This is a genomic window from Clostridium rhizosphaerae (assembly GCF_016765585.1).
In the GTDB taxonomy this organism is placed as follows: domain Bacteria; phylum Bacillota; class Clostridia; order Clostridiales; family Clostridiaceae; genus Clostridium_AT; species Clostridium_AT rhizosphaerae.
In genome coordinates this window covers 61,791-78,176 of sequence record NZ_JAESWC010000008.1, presented here as the reverse complement: position 1 = coordinate 78,176, position 16,386 = coordinate 61,791, and the positions used below count along the sequence as shown (strand labels likewise).

The window sequence follows — 16,386 nt, the reverse complement described above, 5'->3', positions numbered from 1 at the left end:
ATCTATATAAAAGTGAGAAACAAGATGTTTGCCACTTTTATTAGATTAATAAGAATAATAAGGAGGCAGCTAATAAAAAGTCTAATGCATTATCGGTAAAGCCTATAGGAGAATTAGAGGAATTATAAATAATGTTTGTATTCATATAGCCTGCATAGTTGCCATAGTTATCATAGAATCTGTTGCCGTCATAATAGCCTTGACGATAGCCATACCCGTCAAAAATAGTATTGCCATCATAAAAACCCACCATATTATTGTTAATATCATAGATTGAGGTGTCTTGGATATACCCAAGAGGACTTAAGTAAGTATTATATACTCTTCTCATATAAAAATCTCCCTTCCATTATTATATAAAGTAGGCTTGTATTTTTCAGTACATACTATGATTATCTGGAATAATTGTTACAAGTAAATAAAACAAAAAAGAAATTACACACTAATTAAATGCAATAAAAAAGTGATTAAGTTGCATTTATATAAAATTGAACGTTTACATAATATGTAAACGTTTTTAAATGTACATTAAAATGAAAGAAATACGGAGTAAAACGAAAATAAATAATGATAAATTGAAATATCGATTTGTTATATAAAAAAATAGGTTAATTTGGGATAATTATATTGCAAATAGTTGAAATTTTTAAATTATAGGTTATAATTGGTAATATAATGAAAAATAGGATTAGCAAACTTGAAATATTTTTATTTTCAAGTTGCATATAATTTTATTTTAAATAATTTACATCAACATACTATGCACCATGTTTAATATAATTACATATTATTCTAAGGTACTTAAAGATTAATAAAATAAGAAATACAAGGGGGAATTATTAATGAAGATATTAATGCTGTCTTGGGAGTATCCGCCTAAAAATATTGGAGGACTTTCAAATCACGTTTACTATCTATCAAAAGCACTTGAGAAATTGGGAAATGAGGTTCATGTTGTTACTTGCTTTGAGGGTGAAGCACCACTGGAAACCATAGATTCTGGAGTATTTGTGCACAGAGTTATTCCTTATAATATCAATACTTCAGATTTTACAAAGTGGGTTATGCATCTTAATTTTTCAATTATAGAAGAAGTAGTAAAGCTTATAAGCAAACATGGTAAGTTTGATGTTATTCACGCTCATGATTGGCTAACTTCATATGCAGCAAAGACATTAAAGAACTCCTTCAACATACCTATGGTATGTACGATACATGCTACTGAACATGGAAGAAATGGAGGAATAAGAACTGAACTGCAAAGCTATATATCTTCGGCAGAATGGATACTTACCTATGAGGCATGGAAGATAGTTGCCTGCAGCAATTATATGAAAGAAGAAATAAATCAAGTATTAAGTGCTCCTTTGGACAAAATAAACATTATTCCAAATGGTGTTGATGCTGAGGATTTTAAAGTAGATTTTGATGATTTGGAATTTAGAAGAAATTATGCGCTAGATAATGAAAAAATTGTGTTTTTTATCGGAAGACATGTGTATGAAAAAGGAGTTCAAATATTGATAGATGCAGCACCGGATATAATAAATTCCTATAAAGATATTAAATTTGTTATTGCTGGAAAAGGGGATATGACAGAGGAATTAAAGGAAAAGGTGAAATATTTTGGGCTAGAAAATAAAGTTCTGTTCACAGGTTACATGGATGATGAAACAAAGAAAAAAATGTATAAGACAGCGGATGCCGCAGTATTTCCATCGTTATATGAGCCCTTTGGTATAGTAGCTTTAGAGGCTATGGCTGCAGGCTGTCCAGTAGTAGCATCAGATATAGGAGGACTTAAAGAAGTTATTGAACATAAAACAAATGGTATGAAAATAATAACAGGTTCTAAGGATAGTCTTAAAGACAATTTATTAGAGCTATTAAGAAGAGAAGACTTGAGAAAACATTTAAAGGAAAAGGGTATAGAAACAGTTTTAGAAAAGTATTCATGGGATAAGGTTGCAGAAGCTACAGTTAAAATGTATGAAAAAGTAAAAGAAGAAGCTAAGGGTACAGAGTGGGAAGTGTCAATTGAAAAAGTTAAGAAAAAAAGTACAGGAACAACTAGAAGAAAAAAGAGTGAAGTAGTTAAAGTAGTTGATAACTTAGAGGCAGATGAAGTTAAAATTGCTGAGGAGATAACTGTTAAGCCTAAGAGAACTAGAAAAAAAGCAAACAGTTAATATTTTTAGAATCAAATAGGGGGACGAGAATTTATGAAAGCGGTAATTATGGCAGGTGGAGAAGGTACAAGACTTAGACCTCTAACCTGCAATATTCCAAAACCAATGATGCCTATACTTGAGAAACCTGTTATGGAATATACAGTTGAACTGCTTAGAAAAAATGGTATAACTGATATAGCTGTTACTCTGCAATACTTACCTGATGAAGTTATAGGATACTTCGGTGATGGAAAAGACTTTGGTGTTAATTTGAGATATTATATTGAAGAGCTGCCTCTTGGAACTGCAGGAAGTGTAAAAAATGCAGAAAACTTTTTAGATGATACGTTTATTGTAATAAGCGGAGATTCACTTACAGATATTAATATCTCTAAAGCAATAGAGTTTCATAAAAAAAGAAAAGCAACAGCAACTTTAGTGTTGAAAGAGGTAGCCGTGCCTCTTGAATACGGAGTAGTGGTAACAGACAAAGAAGGGAGAGTAACCGGTTTTTTAGAAAAACCAAGCTGGGGAGAAGTTTTTAGCGATAAAGCTAATACTGGCATATATATTTTGGAGCCGGAAGTTTTCTCATATTATGAGAAAGAACAAAAGTTTGATTTCAGTAATGATTTGTTCCCTATTTTACTAAGGGAGCAAAAACCTATGTATGGCTTTGTGGAAAATGGTTATTGGTGTGATATAGGGAATATAGAGCAGTATATAAGATGTCATTATGATATACTAAAAGGTTTAGTGAAGGTTGATATAAAAGGTGAAAAATATAAGGATGGAATTTGGATAGGCGAAAGCTGTGAAATTTCTCCCAAGGCTGTTATTGAAGCGCCAGTATATATTGGCAGTGGATGTAAGATTTATTCTGGTTCAAATTTGGGGCCTTACAGTATTTTAGGCAGATCTAATATAATATCTACTGGTGCAAGGATAAAACGAAGTATTATTTTAAATAATTGCTATATTGGCAGTAACGCACAAGTTAAAGGAGCAGTACTATGCAATAATGTACAGCTTGAGTCAAAAGTTTCAGTATTTGAGGAGTGTGCCATTGGAGATGAAACCTTATTAGGAGAAAGAGCTATTATAAAGCCTGGTGTAAGAATTTGGCCAAATAAAGAAGTTGGAGCTTGTACCGTTGTAAAGGAAAATATAATTTGGGGAGGAAAATTATCAAGAGCTCTTTTTGGTAAAAAAGGGATAATAGGAGAAGTAAATGTAGATATAACTCCGGAGTTTGTTTCTAAGCTTGGATCTGCTTATGGTTCATTATTAAAACCAGGATCAAAGGTAGCAATAAGCTGTGATGATTATGGAGCATCCCAAACCTTTAAGTACTCGCTTGCTACAGGTCTTTTATCTATGGGTATTGAAGTATATGACTTAAAGAAGCTTGTAACCCCTATGACAAGATATGCAATTCTTTTTTTTGGAGTACAGGGTGCTATTCATGTTTCTATAGATGACGAGAATTCACAAAAAGCAAAAATACTATTTATGGATTCAAATGGTTGTAATATTGATAAAGCTAGCGAAAGAAAAATTGAAAACAGTTTTATAAGAGAAGATTTCAGAAGAGTAAAAACGGATGACTTTAGAAAAATAACTCATATGTCTGACTGTATTGAGTATTATGTAAGACAGATAATAAATAAGGTCGGAGTGCATAATATAAGAAGTGAAAAATTCAAAGCTGTCTTGTGTGTTAGGAATCCATTGATTTTATCTGTAATAGAAAATATTTTTTTAGAGCTAAGGATAAATATAAAGCTTTATGACGAATATAATAATTATTTAGGGCTTAGCAGAGAAGTTGTTGAAAGTGGTGCAAATTTTGGTGTAAATATTTCCGGTGAAGGCGAAGAAGCTGTAATCATAGATGAAACAGGAAATATTATAAAAGATAATATATATTATGCATTAAGTGCTTTTATATTTTTAAAGTCAACAAAATTTAAGACTTTAGTTGCACCTGTAATTGCTTCTAATGTAATGGAAGAGGTTGCAAAAGCTTGCGGTGCTAAATTCATAAGATGTAAAATGTCTCAAAAATCTATACTGGAAAATTATATAAAAAATGAAAAGAAAATATTAAAAAGAGATGTAGTAAATTCATATTTAATGAGCTTGGATTCAATAGGTTTATGTATTTTTATGATTAATATAATGGCTGAAGAGAATATTATGTTATCGGAAATTGTATCTCAAATACCTAAATACTATAATAAAAGGCAAGATGTCAGCTGCCCTTGGAACATGAAGGGAATGGTAATGAGAAGCATAATAGAAGAGAATAATTCTAAATCTATAGATTTAATTGAGGGTGTGAAACTCAATTATGATAATGGATGGGTTTTAATTCTTCCAGATGCAGAAGAGCCTGTATGCAAAGTTTATACTGAGGCTAAAGATTTATCTGAAGCTGAAAGCTTAAGTGAAGAATTTGTAAAAAGAATTCAATATATTACAGAATTTGAAAGAGAAGAATTAGCATAAAAAATACACTGTCTCTAAAGCAGAGACAGTGTATTTTTTATGAGGTTTGCTCTATAATGTTTGGAGTATTTGCATTAGTATTAAAATTGTCTATATAGAGCTTATTCCATAATTCAAAGGTTAAAAGCAGCCAAATTTGCCTTGAGGTATAAGGATTTCGAGTACTATTTGTATTAAATAGATTTTCAATATAGCTTTTGTTAAAGTATCCTCTGTTAATAGATGAGGAAGATAACAAGATATCTTGGGCAAAACTTTTATATTCGCTGTTTAATAAAGAAGTAATAGGTACTGGAAAGCCATTCTTCTGCCTTTTTAGAACGAAGTCAGGCAGTATGTCTGCAAAGGCTTGTTTTAATATGTATTTTTCACACTTGCCTTTATATTTAAGCTTTGATGGAATATTAGATGCAAATTGAACAAGTCTATAATCTAAAAATGGAACTCTTAGTTCTATTGAATTTGCCATAGTTATTTTATCAGATTTCATGAGAACATCCTCTGGCAGCCAAACCTTCTGATCAAAGTAAAGCATTCTGTTTATATCATCACCTAATTCAGTTGTCCTGTATATAGAAGAAATATAATCTTCAACAAGTGAGTTTGTAATACTTTCACAGAAATCTAAATTAAGAAGTCTTAAGATTTCATCTTCCCTAAAGGTACGTCCAACACCTCTATATCTGCTGCATATATTCATTTCTGTCCTTCTTAAAAAGTCTTTGCCAAATTTGAAAGGCATTTTGGTAACTAAAGGCTCTATGAAGCCTTTTCTAATAAAATAAGGTATATTATTATATTTGTTTATTAAATTAGGTTCCCTATATATTTCATATCCAGCAAATATTTCGTCTGCTCCCTCACCGGAAAGCACTACTTTAGAATGATTTTTAGAGAGTCTTGACACATAATATAAAGGAATAGCAGTTGGATCTCCTAAAGGTTCATCCAAATACCAAATTATATCATTTAAGTCATCAATAACTTCTTTTGTATCTATGGTATATTCATAATGTTCAGAACCATAAAAATCAGCTACCCTTTTAGCGTAATTAAGTTCGTTAAACTCGCTTAAACTTGTTTTTGCAGAGGGTTTTGAGAAAGCAACAGAAAAAGTTTTCAATTTTTCTGAAGAAAGTTTTGAAGCCAGTGCCAGTACAATGCTAGAGTCTAATCCTCCACTTAAAAACACTCCAATTGGAACGTCGCTCATCAATCTGTCTTGTATAGCAGTTTGCAGTAATGAACGTATATTATCCTCATAATAAATTTCAGGTTTTTCATTAAAGCCTACATTAAAATCTACATTCCAAAATTGTTTGATTCTAATTTTATTATTCACAAAAACCAAAGAATTACCGGGCATAAGTTTATATATATTATTAAAAAGGGTTTGCTCTCCTGGTATATATCTAAAAGTTAGATATGAGCCCATTATTTTATTGTTTATTTCCCTTTCTACTGCACCACAGCATAAAATAGATTTTATTTCAGAGGCAAAGATAATAGTATTATTTTTTATTGTATAGTAAAGAGGCTTAACTCCAAGCCTATCTCTAACTAATATAAGTTTATTTAAATTATTATCCCAAAGTGCGATAGCAAAAACTCCAGATAAATGTTGTATAAAATCTTCACCATATTCTTCATAAAGATGAACAATAACTTCTGTATCTGTATTTGTATAAAATTTATGACCTCTTATTTGAAGAAAATTTTTTAAAAATTTATAGTTGTAGATTTCTCCGTTAAAAATAGTCCAAATGTTTTTATTTTCATTGTGAATAGGCTGATGTCCATTATTTAAATCTATGATACTAAGCCTTCTCATTCCAAACCCAATAAGCTTATTGAAGTACATACCATCATCGTCAGGCCCCCTATGAATAAGGCTTCCTAACATTTCTTTAAGAGACTTAATACCTAGATTTTCAACTAGCTCACCAGAAAAGCCGCATATTCCACACATTCTGTAACCTCCAAAAATTAAGCAAATATTATTAGACATGATTATTATTTTTGCCTAAACTTTGGTGAATATTCAATTAGCCTCCTAAAGTTATGTCTTGTTTGTCATACCACATTAGTGCATTGAATAAATGTTCAGGTTTAAAGTCAGGCCAATAATCGTCGACTACGTAAAAGTCAGAATATATAGATTGAACAGGAAGAAAGCCGCTTAATCTTCTCATTCCTCCCCAGCGAATTATTAAATCCACACGAGATATGTCATAGGAATTTAAATAGCAAAGAATATTGCTTTTAAGACTGTTTTTAATATTTTTTGTATCAGATATAAGCCTGCTCAAGTCCCAATCCCAACCATAATTGACTAAAAAGTTTACTTTAATTCCTCCCTTACCTATATTTTTTCTTTCAGTATAGGGTATAAGTTCCTTAGGAAACATTTGGGATTCTGTATTTCCAACTACTAATAATGATGCATCTTCTTTTGAAAGAAGTTCAACAGCCCTAATGCATGCATCTGTAAAAGCTTTAGTTTGTATAGAAGGCCTTTTAGTATTATCCATAGTAAAACCATAATACGTTAATTCCTTAATTCCTATTTCCTGACACAACCTAAAAAGCTGTACACCAGGATCTAAGCCTTTGTCATATCCGTTTTCTTTACTTAAGCCTCTAGCTAAAGACCACCTTCTATTTCCATCAGGTATTACACCAATATGGTTAGGAATTCGCATAAAATCCTCTCCTTGCAAAATTAATTGGTAATTTTAGTAGTATTATTACCAAGTGCTGCTAATATAATGCAAGCTATAACAAAATTGCTGTGGTTTTATTTTTATTAGAATATTAATTTCTTATGTGGTGAAAATATTAGAAAGACAAAATAAAATAAGAGGTGTGAAATGATATGAAGGTGGAAGGATATTTTATGACTTTGGAAAGAGCAAATCAAACACTTTCAAAATTAATTGAGGCAGGTTTTACAAATTCTCATATCGAAATTGATGATAATAACAGGAATATAAAAAGAAATTTAGCGAATACAAATTCATCTTATAGTCTTTCTAACCTTGTTATAGATCCGTCTGATATGAAAAGATATCCGTTAACTTCTATAAGTCCGATTGTTAATGTAACAGCTGGTTTTTCCGAATTTAACGATAATAACTATAAGATTGTCACAGAAGCTGAATTAGGACTTCAGGAAAAGGTTGAAAGTATAATGAGAAATATGGGTGCAAGATTTGAAAATGATGCTCTAAGTATTGGCAGAGTAAAGGAAGATGTTGGAGAACTAAATCAAAAGTTTAAGGATAATGATATTTAAAGACAGGTTAATGCCTGTCTTTAAAACTATATTCTTTGAAAGTAACCCATCTATCTTTATCCCAGTTTAATATAGAAATATTATCAAATTGTGTATTAAAGCTACATTCAAGGCCGGACACATAGTCCCATATGGGATGAAATTTTTCTGGTGAAAGCTTTGTAACCAATGTACAGTGAAATACTTTATTTTTTCCTTCGTTTTTTTTCCATTCAATCCAACTCAAGTTTTTTAGTCTATCGATATAACTACTATTAGTAGTTATACATTCTTTTGAAGCTTTAATATCCATAAAAATTACGTTTTCCCTGAAAAATCCAAAGTTATTTATAACAATAGGAGTAGATATATTGTTATTACAGAATTCTTCCGTTAGTTTTTCAAGCTCTGCTATATTATCAGTTTCAAATGGTGCCTTAATTGTAAAATGAGCAGGAAGTCTTTGTCTTTTAACATTAAATTTTTCGCAAATATCTTTTGCAAGCTTTTCATGATATACTAAAGCTTCTCCTTTAATTAAACAAACTATTACATAGCGCACAAAACCACCCCTTAATAAAATTGCGATTGATTAACAATCTACTTAAATTATTTGTAATATTAAAGATTTATAAACATAAAATTTAATAAAGACGCATTAGACTAAGAGGGGATGATAAAATGAGTTGTATTAGGGATGGAGGTCTTGGGACAGGCAAAGTGTTAGCGAACTTAGACGGAAGGTTTGTAAGGGAAGGCAGAGATAGCTTTGGACATATATTAGTTAATTTAGATGGAAAAGTTATTAGAGAAGGCAGCGGCAGCAATGGCGATATACTTGTTATTGTAGATGGAAAGTATATAAGAGAAGGTAAGGATAAGGATGGTGAAATAATAGCCTGGATAGATGGAGATTTAATAAGACAGGGAGAAGATAGCTCAGGTACAGCATTATTTAGTATTGAAGGCTATGCATCTATTTATGAAAAAGCAGCTCTTGGAGCAGCGGCTCTTTTACTTAAAGCAATGATTTAAATGGAATATTTTTAAAATATGAACCTGAGAACGCTATTCTCAGGTTTTCCTTTACAATTCGGATATATACTGGTATTCCGTTTTATTTTTCACTGTAGTATAATTATAGGAAGAACTTATACTATATTTTACGTAAAAGCAGACAATTATTAAGTCTGCCCTAGGAAGGTAGGGAATTTCATGTCTAAAAAGGTTTTAGTTATTTACGAAAAGATGGGTATGGGCCATTTGAGGATGGCTAGGATATTAGAGGATGTTTTAAAAGATGATGATGTAGAAGTAGTGAAATATGCCGGAAGTGATATGATTGGAGATAGCAGCATAAATGGAGTGGTAAAGCTCTGGAATTTCTGTATCAGGAAAGACTATATTAGAACAGTAGATTTATTATTGAATTTTATAGTAAGAATATTTGTTCTACCTTTTATAGAGGTATCTAATACAACTCCCTTCTATAAAAAACTTGAGGAGATAAATCCAGATATCATTATTTGTACGGCTGATGGCTTTAATAAAGCTGTAGGGTCATATGCAAAAGAAAAGGGCATACCTTTTTACATATTTATTACAGAAGTATCCATTTTCATAGATTTAGTAAATCCTTATGCAACTCATATTTGTTATTTTAATGAAACTGGTGATGCGATAAGAAGTTATGATTTCTCAAAAACGTATCATTCATATAAATTAAATAAAGAAACTACATTATTAGAGAAGATACAATATATCTTGGAGTATTATAGAGACTATGTTTTTCAAGGTTACAGAAATTCCATTTTCAGAAATCCAAATAAAGAGCTTGAAGAAAATAATGACGCTAATTACAGAGCTATTGGACCTTTAGCAGAGAAAAAACATTTTACTGATAAGGATATTAAAAATATAAAGAAAAAGTATGGATTTGATAATGGACTTGATAGTGCTATTTTAGCCAGTGGAAGCATAGGGGGAAAGTTTTTATTACAAATGGTTCAATTGATCGCTAAAACATATAAGAAACCTTTAAATTTGCTTGTTATTTGTGGAAGGGATGAAAATATTTATAATAAAGTTAACTCTATAAAAGTAAAAAATCCTAATATTAACATAATGACTTTTAAGTATATTGAAAATTTTGATGAAGTTTTAGCAGCAGCAGACTGTATTGTTGGAAGACCATCAGCAGGTATATTTATTGAAAGTCTTTTAAATAAAACACCGGAGATAACATTTAGAAGAGCTACTTCAAATGATAAAGGTACTTTGACAATGATTGAAAAATATAATATTGGCAAGGTAGTTGAGAGCAACAGAGAAATAGTAAAAGCACTAGAAGATATATTAGAAAGTAAAGAACAATATCAAAACAATATTGAAAAACTATTAAACAAATACTGTAGAAGTTATGAAGAAAAAGGTGAGCTACTAAGAGCAATTATTTTAAATAATAAGTATGAATATGAATTAATAAAAGATTTTGATGCTGAAGTTGGGCTTAATACGCCGTTATCACATTAAGCAATAGATTTGTAACTTAATAAGTACGGGGATGGATTTTAAACATGATAAATATACTTGAAGCAAAAAGTAAAAAAGAACTTAAAGAATTTATAGAACTACAGTGGATAATTTATAAGGAGGACACACTATGGGTTCCTCCATTAAAAAAAGATATGCTAAATACTCTGCTTGGAAAGGACAATCCGCTTTTCATGGAAGGAGAGCACGCTTTCTTTATAGCTAATTATAATGAAAAACCAGCTGGAAGGATTTGTGTTGGTATTAATGAGAGTTTAAATGAAAAGAAAAATGCGGAAGATGGATATATCACCCTTTTTGAGAGTATTGAAAACAAGGAAGTGGCCTTTGCACTTTTTGATAAAGCCGTAAAATGGCTTAAGGAAAGAGGTAAAAAGGTTGTTAAAGGGCCCGTATCACCAACAAATGGTGATGATAACCGAGGACTTTTAGTAGAGGGGGTTGAAGGATCTCCTGTATTAATGAATTCTTATAACCCTAAGTACTATGTTGATTTTTTTGAAGAGTATGGATTTGTAAAACATTTAGATTTATATGCGTATTATCACGATATTCGTACTGCTGTAAATATGGAAAGACATGGAAGGGTTGCTGAGTATGCAATGAAGAGGTACAACTTCAGAGTAGACAGCATAGATCTTAAAAACATTGATAAAGAAATGGAAGACATTAAAAAGGTATTAGATATTGCAATGCCTGAAGAATGGGAAGATTTGACTCCGCCTACTTTAGAAGAGGTTAGGGCAGAAGGTGCAAGACTTAAACCGTTGGCAGACGAGGATCTTATACTTATAGCTAGAAGTGAGGATAAACCTGTTGGATTTGCAATAGCTCTTCCAGATTACAACCAAGTATTAAAGAAGTTAAATGGAAAGCTGCTTCCCACTGGAGTTTTTAAGTTTTTATGGTATAAAAGAAAAATAACTGGCTTTAGAATATTTGTGCTTTTTGTAATTCCTGAGTATAGAAAAAAGGCAGTAAGCGGTGCAATATTATATAAAGAATATATAAATGGTTTAAAAAAGGGTTATCAATACTGTGAGGGTTCAACGATAGGAGAGACCAATACAGCAATGAGAACAGACATAGAGAAAACAGGCGGTATTCTATACAGAACCTACAGATTATATAAAAAAGAAATATAAAAGTTTAATAAATATTATTTATATGGAAAGTATAAGTAATATATAAATGTTGGGTTTAAATGTATAAGGAGGGTTTTTATGATTGGGTATGGTCTAAAGGGAAGCAAGCTTCTACAGGGGGAGGTTTATTTAAAAGAGGTTGGGATAAGTGGAAATATTTGTGGGGAATATGTTGAGATTTCCATAAAGCAGGTTTATGAAAATAAAGGTAAAGAAAATATAGATGGAGTATATACCTTTCCGATACCTGATACTGCAGTAATAACAGGTTTTGAGGCAGCTTTGGGTGGGAGGACTTTAAAAGCAATAGTAGAAGACAAGGCAAAAGCTAAAAAGATATATGAGGATTCAAATGAAACAGAAGTGAACTTTCTTTCACTAGAGGAACCCTCTCCTAATGTTTATCAATTCAGCGTTGGTCAAATACTGCCTGGGGAATCTGTTAAAATAAAATTTTCTTATATGGATATGCTTGTTTACGAAGATGACAGCCTTATGCTTACAATACCTTCTGTATTACAGCCAAGACATATGGATTATGAACAAACTAACGTGGATAATGAATACAAAAGCAGTTTGAACCTGCTTATAGAGCCATTAGCTAAAATTAATATTGAATCACCTTCTCATAAAATAAATGTGGAATGGGAAGAAGATATTAATTTGGCAAAAGTAACTTTTGATGAAAATAATACTAGACGAGATGAAGACTTTGTTCTTTTCTTAACAGAGGAAAAACCTGTAGAAGCTGCCGGGATGATTTACGAATACATGGATGATAATGAAGATAAAGGTATTCTTTATTTAAGGCTTCTACCTAAACTTGATAATTTAGAAGAGGAAAAACCGAATAATTATATTTTTCTTATAGATATATCCCATTCTATGGTAGGAACAAAGCTCGAAGAGGCAAAAAATGCTCTTCAGCTTTGCATTAGAAATCTATCAGAAGGAGACAGCTTTAATATTGTTGCTTTTGAAAGCAAATTACACTTTTTCTCCGATTTTGGGAAGGTTCCTTTTAATGAAGAGAACTTAAGGAAGGCTACTGAATGGATTAACAGTCTTTCAGCTAAGAAAGGTGCTCAAATTTTTGAAGCTTTAAAATATGCTCTGTCAGAGAGAAATGCTATAGGTTGTAGCACTATACTTTTATTTACTGATGATATAGTAGAAAACGAAGAACAAGTGCTTCAATACGTTAAAGATAACATAGGAGACAACAGAATATTTACTTTTGGAATCGATACTTCTGCTAACAGCTATGTTATTAATAAGCTTGCTCAGCTTGGTTATGGAAAGGCTGAATTCATTTATGAAGGTGAAAGAATCGATGATATGGTTCTTAAGCAATTTAGCAGAATAGAAAGTCCACAGGTAGACATTCAGGAAATAGATTGGGGAAGTATGAAAGTTGAGAGGACCTATCCTAGAACTATTGACTATTTGTACAACAGGGAACCTTTCTCTATTTTTGCTAAGGTTGCAGGAGAAATTGAAGGAAAAATTACTATAAGAGGTAAAGTTGGAATTGAAGAATATATTAAAACAATAGATTTAGATGGTTTGGACCTCAAGGAAAACGCTGAACTTATACAAAGAGTTTGGAGCAGAAAAAGAATTGAATCCATAGAAGAGAGAATGAGAACAGAAAGAGGAGAAGTTTATGACTCAATGAAAAAAAAGGTCATCGAACTTTCTAAGGAACATGGAATAATAAGTCCTGAGACTTCTTTTATCATGTTGGAAATTATAGAAGACCCAGTGCTTGGAATGCCAATAACTCACATAGTTCCTCTTAATGTATCAGAGGAAACTGAAAAAAATATATCTCATGCAAACTTTCTTGATGTGCCGACTTTTGTTTACAGGCAGACGGGAATACCTGCTAAGGAAGACATACAGAAAAATGGAGATAATGCAGTTTTAGATTTTAAGTATCCAAGAGCCAATATACTAAGGGTACTTGCAAAAAATCAATTTGCAGATGGAAGCTTTGTAGATATAAATAAAGACCAGGTATATAACAAGCTTGAAACTACAGCTATGGTATTATTAGCCTTTACTTTAGGAAAAGATGATATAAGCATGTATTCAAATCAGCTTACAAAATCGATAAAGTTTTTATTAAAAGCTTTTGAGGAAAATGAAGTATGGTTTGATGAAAAACTATCTATTGAGGCGATATTAGCATTAAGGGTATGCACTCAAAAGGGAATAATAAAAGGTCAGTTGTCAGAACAAGCGGAGAGGGTGTTGTCTCAATTAAGCCTTAAGCTTCAAGGTTATGGAAACGAGAAGGCTGTTAATTTAATAAATTCAACTGCAAGAGTTACATTAAGGAATATTGCTCCTGTTTTATTTAATGTTTCAGAGGATGGTAAAACTATAAAAGAGAGACTTATCATTACTGATGAAAAAGATTCAATATATAATTTAGCTAAATTAGGAATATTGAAATCTGTATAATAAAAAGAGTTGATCTAAAGACGATTTAAGAATAATTTTTAAAAATACCGTGAAAAAGGGTATAGCTTTGAAGCTATACCCTTTTTAATTATTAATTTATTTATAGAGCGTACTTATTGGTTTATAAGTTTTTCTTTGATAAAGCAGCATGTGAAAGAAATAAATTAATTTTGAAAGTTTTTTGGTGAAAATTTAATATGTAATGGAATGAATATACTATAATCAATCTCATAAGTATATAGATTATTTTTCTTTTCCTAATACTAGGAAAATTATTCAGTAAAATAACTGAAGTGTTAATATATAATAATAATATAAATAATGATTCAGGGAAGAGGTAATATGGTGTTAAATAAAAGGCAAGAAAAAATTATTATGTATATGCATGATAATAATGGGTGGATCATTGGCAAGGAGTTGGCAAGGGTATTAGGAGTATCAGATCGGACTATTAGAAGCGATGTCTCTCATATTAATGAATTTTATAAAGATGTTTTAATTGAGTCAAATATAAGATTAGGATATAGAATGAATGAAGATAATTTTCAAAGTTTAGATATAGAGACTTATGGAATTATTCCTCAGACTCCTGAAGAGAGATGTATCTACATTATTAAAGAATTATTATTCGAGAGAAATGAAATTAACCTGACATTACTACAGGATAAGGTTTTTGTTTCAGGCTATTCTATTGATAATGATATTAAAAAGATAAAAAAAACAATTGAATCTTATGATGGTTTACAGCTTATAAGGAGTAAAAATCATATAAGCTTGGAAGGTACAGAGGAGCAAAAGCGTAAATTGTATAAAGAGTTGTTGGAAAGTGAAATAAAAGGCAACTTTTTAAACCTAAATAAGATTGCTTCTTTTTATAAAAATTTTAATCTTATCAAGGTAAAGGATATTTTGCAGGATACATTTGAAGAATATCATTATCACATTCGTGAACTTACATTTACAATGATAATAATGCATATAGGAATTGCAATTGAACGTATCATACGGCATAACTATATAAAGACTGATAGAAATAATGATGAATTAAAACTTAGTCTTGAATATAAAATTTCAAAAACATTTTTTGAAAAGCTGGCAAAAGAAATAAGAATTGACATTGTGGAGGATGAGGTTGTTTTACTAGCTTTATTGCTGCTTGGAAGAAGGAGCACTGTTTATACAGATAAAGTATTACGGTGCCAAAGTGATTGTTCAATTTCCTCAGTATTAACAGAAATTTTCATTGATATAAAAAAGACATTTGATGTTGACTTTAGCTGCGACTGTGAACTAAGAAATGGTTTGGAAACACATATTAGGGCATTAATAGAGCGGTATAGAAATAATGTTGATATAGATAATTTGTACCTTCAAGAAATTAAACATAACTATCCTTTAGTGTTTGAAATGGGGGTTAGAGCTTGTGAAGAACTTGAGAAAAAGCTTCATATTACTATTAGTGAAAATGAGATAGCATTTATCGCATTGCATCTAGGAGTTGCATATGCTCGTGCAAACTCTAAATATAAATACAAAGTAGTTATAATTCATCCTAGGGATGAGGCTATGTCAAATTTGTGTATAGAAAAGATTCTTAATAGATTCGGAGAACGTTTAGAAATTATTGAGCATATGAGTTTCTTTGAGAAAAAAGCAATTGATGATTTAAAACCTGATTTGATATTAACAACACTTCCATTGAAGCATAACTTGCGCATTGTAACAGAGCAGATTTCTTTATTTGTTAATTATGAAGATGAAAACAAAATTTTCAAGGTATTGAATGGATTGGATAAAGTTAGATGTAAAGATGATTTTAAATTATTGGTATTAAAGCTGATTAAGAAAGAATTTTTTTACGTTCATGTAGATGTGGACAACCATGTTGATTTGATTACAAAGATGTGCAATGCCCTGTATGAAAAAGGATACGTTGAAGAAGCTTTTAAAAGCAGCGTTCTGCAGAGAGAAAAGATATCTGCAACATCTTTTGATTATGGATTTGCAACTCCGCATGGGCTCAATGAGGCTTTAATAAATCATTCAGCGCTGAGTATTGCAATTATGGATAAGCCAATTAAATGGGGGGACTATGAAGTACGATTTGTAATACTATTTGCTATCAATAAAGATGACTATAAAATATTAAAAATATTCTTCGATTGGCTAAGCAACATGGTTTCTGATCCTGACCAATTTTCCAGGTTGTTAGAGGCAGATAGCTATAGGGAGTTTATGGATGAAGTCTTAAAATAAGTTAAGG

At 31.1% G+C, this 16,386-nt stretch carries 12 protein-coding genes; 8 read left to right on the top strand and 4 right to left on the bottom strand.

The window, feature by feature from the left end:
• Positions 1-40: 40 nt before the first annotated feature.
• Positions 41-331: a 5-fold beta-flower protein gene (locus JK636_RS13120; RefSeq protein WP_202749465.1), complete on the bottom strand. Its 291-nt coding sequence runs from the start codon at positions 329-331 to the stop codon at positions 41-43.
• 511 nt (positions 332-842) lie between these two features.
• Between JK636_RS13120 and JK636_RS13115 the strand changes: the two genes are divergently transcribed.
• Together JK636_RS13115 and JK636_RS13110 are read left to right on the top strand one after the other, a co-directional pair.
• A complete protein-coding gene (locus JK636_RS13115; protein WP_202749464.1) occupies positions 843-2,189 on the top strand; it encodes a glycosyltransferase family 4 protein in 1,347 nt (448 codons plus the stop codon).
• A gap of 33 nt (positions 2,190-2,222) precedes the next feature.
• On the top strand, positions 2,223-4,682 hold the full coding sequence (locus JK636_RS13110; protein WP_202749463.1) for a sugar phosphate nucleotidyltransferase: 2,460 nt from the start codon (positions 2,223-2,225) through the stop codon (positions 4,680-4,682).
• Positions 4,683-4,719: 37 nt separating this feature from the next.
• Here JK636_RS13110 and asnB read toward each other — a convergent pair whose 3' ends face one another.
• Complete coding sequence (asnB, locus tag JK636_RS13105; protein WP_202749462.1) at positions 4,720-6,651, bottom strand: asparagine synthase (glutamine-hydrolyzing); 1,932 nt, start codon at positions 6,649-6,651, stop codon at positions 4,720-4,722.
• Positions 6,652-6,727: 76 nt separating this feature from the next.
• Positions 6,728-7,384: an undecaprenyl diphosphate synthase family protein gene (locus tag JK636_RS13100; protein WP_202749461.1), complete on the bottom strand. Its 657-nt coding sequence runs from the start codon at positions 7,382-7,384 to the stop codon at positions 6,728-6,730.
• A gap of 173 nt (positions 7,385-7,557) precedes the next feature.
• On the opposite strand from JK636_RS13100, the gene JK636_RS13095 reads away from it, so the two are divergent.
• A complete protein-coding gene (locus JK636_RS13095; RefSeq protein WP_202749460.1) occupies positions 7,558-7,977 on the top strand; it encodes a hypothetical protein in 420 nt (139 codons plus the stop codon).
• A 7-nt stretch (positions 7,978-7,984) separates the two neighbouring features.
• On the opposite strand, the gene JK636_RS13090 is transcribed toward JK636_RS13095, so the two are convergent.
• Positions 7,985-8,518 carry a 2'-5' RNA ligase family protein gene (locus JK636_RS13090; RefSeq protein ID WP_202749459.1) on the bottom strand — a complete coding sequence of 178 codons (534 nt, stop codon included), beginning with the start codon at positions 8,516-8,518 and terminating at the stop codon, positions 7,985-7,987.
• Between the two features lie 119 nt (positions 8,519-8,637).
• On the opposite strand from JK636_RS13090, the gene JK636_RS13085 reads away from it, so the two are divergent.
• From JK636_RS13085 to JK636_RS13065, 5 genes are all read left to right on the top strand, one after another.
• Complete coding sequence (locus JK636_RS13085) at positions 8,638-8,991, top strand: hypothetical protein (RefSeq protein ID WP_202749458.1); 354 nt, start codon at positions 8,638-8,640, stop codon at positions 8,989-8,991.
• A gap of 180 nt (positions 8,992-9,171) precedes the next feature.
• On the top strand, positions 9,172-10,488 hold the full coding sequence (locus JK636_RS13080) for a glycosyltransferase (protein WP_202749457.1): 1,317 nt from the start codon (positions 9,172-9,174) through the stop codon (positions 10,486-10,488).
• 44 nt (positions 10,489-10,532) lie between these two features.
• On the top strand, positions 10,533-11,654 hold the full coding sequence (locus JK636_RS13075) for a GNAT family N-acetyltransferase (RefSeq protein ID WP_202749456.1): 1,122 nt from the start codon (positions 10,533-10,535) through the stop codon (positions 11,652-11,654).
• A gap of 78 nt (positions 11,655-11,732) precedes the next feature.
• Positions 11,733-14,123, top strand: a complete 2,391-nt coding sequence (locus JK636_RS13070) for a VIT and vWA domain-containing protein (RefSeq protein ID WP_202749455.1) — start codon at positions 11,733-11,735, stop codon at positions 14,121-14,123.
• Between the two features lie 342 nt (positions 14,124-14,465).
• A complete protein-coding gene (locus tag JK636_RS13065; RefSeq protein ID WP_202749454.1) occupies positions 14,466-16,379 on the top strand; it encodes a BglG family transcription antiterminator in 1,914 nt (637 codons plus the stop codon).
• Positions 16,380-16,386: the final 7 nt, after the last annotated feature.

What these genes read in the sequence shown, in the direction of transcription:
- JK636_RS13085 (WP_202749458.1), top strand. Translation starts at nt 8,638, where the DNA reads ATGAGTTGTATTAGGGATGGAGGTCTTGGGACAGGCAAAGTGTTAGCG.
- JK636_RS13100 (WP_202749461.1), bottom strand. Translation starts at nt 7,384, where the DNA reads ATGCGAATTCCTAACCATATTGGTGTAATACCTGATGGAAATAGAAGG.
- JK636_RS13115 (WP_202749464.1), top strand. Translation starts at nt 843, where the DNA reads ATGAAGATATTAATGCTGTCTTGGGAGTATCCGCCTAAAAATATTGGA.
- JK636_RS13110 (WP_202749463.1), top strand. Translation starts at nt 2,223, where the DNA reads ATGAAAGCGGTAATTATGGCAGGTGGAGAAGGTACAAGACTTAGACCT.
- JK636_RS13095 (WP_202749460.1), top strand. Translation starts at nt 7,558, where the DNA reads ATGAAGGTGGAAGGATATTTTATGACTTTGGAAAGAGCAAATCAAACA.
- JK636_RS13070 (WP_202749455.1), top strand. Translation starts at nt 11,733, where the DNA reads ATGATTGGGTATGGTCTAAAGGGAAGCAAGCTTCTACAGGGGGAGGTT.
- JK636_RS13075 (WP_202749456.1), top strand. Translation starts at nt 10,533, where the DNA reads ATGATAAATATACTTGAAGCAAAAAGTAAAAAAGAACTTAAAGAATTT.
- JK636_RS13120 (WP_202749465.1), bottom strand. Translation starts at nt 331, where the DNA reads ATGAGAAGAGTATATAATACTTACTTAAGTCCTCTTGGGTATATCCAA.
- JK636_RS13065 (WP_202749454.1), top strand. Translation starts at nt 14,466, where the DNA reads ATGGTGTTAAATAAAAGGCAAGAAAAAATTATTATGTATATGCATGAT.
- JK636_RS13080 (WP_202749457.1), top strand. Translation starts at nt 9,172, where the DNA reads ATGTCTAAAAAGGTTTTAGTTATTTACGAAAAGATGGGTATGGGCCAT.
- asnB (WP_202749462.1), bottom strand. Translation starts at nt 6,651, where the DNA reads ATGTGTGGAATATGCGGCTTTTCTGGTGAGCTAGTTGAAAATCTAGGT.